Source organism: Actinobaculum sp. 352, assembly GCF_003957265.1.
Taxonomy (GTDB): domain Bacteria; phylum Actinomycetota; class Actinomycetes; order Actinomycetales; family Actinomycetaceae; genus Asp313.
This window is the reverse complement of record NZ_RQSN01000039.1, coordinates 1-919: the sequence shown is the minus strand read 5'-3', so window position 1 is coordinate 919 and position 919 is coordinate 1. Positions and strand designations below refer to the sequence as shown.

Genomic DNA, 919 nt, shown 5'->3' with positions numbered 1-919 from the left:
CCGGGAGCCGTGACTACTACATGCCGGTGTCATTGTTGTTGTCCGTCTTCGCGGGGCGGCCGCCAGTACAGGAGGGGGCGGGAGAACATTTCACGACGGGTAGCCTCCTCAGCCTCACGCCGCTCACGCTCACGCACACTCTCGGCACCATGACGACTCAACCACACCGCATCCAAACGCTTGAGCGCTTCCTCCTTGCGGCGTTCCTCCTCCTGCGGATCCGGAACCTCCCGACCACGCAAAGCACACCACACCTCCGGACTCCACTTCCGCTCCCGCTCATCCCTCTTCTTACGACCAGCACCACGCATGCCCCCGACACCACGCACACCAGACTGCTGTCCTTGCGCTCCACGAACACCGCCCGTGCCGCGGGCACCAGCCTGCTGGGCCTGGCCGCCACGCACACCTGTCCCGCGAACACCTGAGCCACGGGCTCCAGTTTGCTGGGCCTGCCCACCACGAACGCCCGTGCCACGGCCACCAGCGGCCTGTCCGCCCCTTACGCCGGTTCCACGACCGGACTGCTGTGTCTGGCCACCCCGGACGCCCGTCCCGCGGACGCCGGTGCTGCGGGCGCCAGTCTGCTGGGCCTGACCACCACGCACACCCGTGCCTCGTGTCCCGGTCCCGGTTCCCCGGGTCCCGGTGAATCGTCCCGGGTTTGATGGAGGCAGTGATTACACGGAAGGATTACTGTCATGAGTGCATCAAGGAAGTATCCGGAGGAGTTGCGGGAGCGGGCTACCAGGATGGCTGTGGAGGCCCGTCGGGACCCGGAGAGGTCTAAGGGGGCGATCCGCAGGATCGCCGATGAGCTGGGCGTCCATCCGGAGGCGCTGCGTACCTGGGTGAAGAAGGCCGAGGTCGACATGGGCGCCAGGCCGGGAACCACCAGCGAGGATGCTGAGCGGATTCG

At 67.0% G+C, this 919-nt stretch carries 2 protein-coding genes; one reads left to right on the top strand and one right to left on the bottom strand.

Annotated elements, in window-relative coordinates; genetic code table 11:
* Positions 1-29 precede the first annotated feature (29 nt).
* A complete protein-coding gene (locus EKN07_RS12410; protein ID WP_126146575.1) occupies positions 30-608 on the bottom strand; it encodes a hypothetical protein in 579 nt (192 codons plus the stop codon).
* A 93-nt stretch (positions 609-701) separates the two neighbouring features.
* Between EKN07_RS12410 and EKN07_RS12405 the strand changes: the two genes are divergently transcribed.
* Positions 702-919: transposase (locus EKN07_RS12405; RefSeq protein WP_164546662.1), on the top strand; the 218-nt coding region annotated here is incomplete at its 3' end.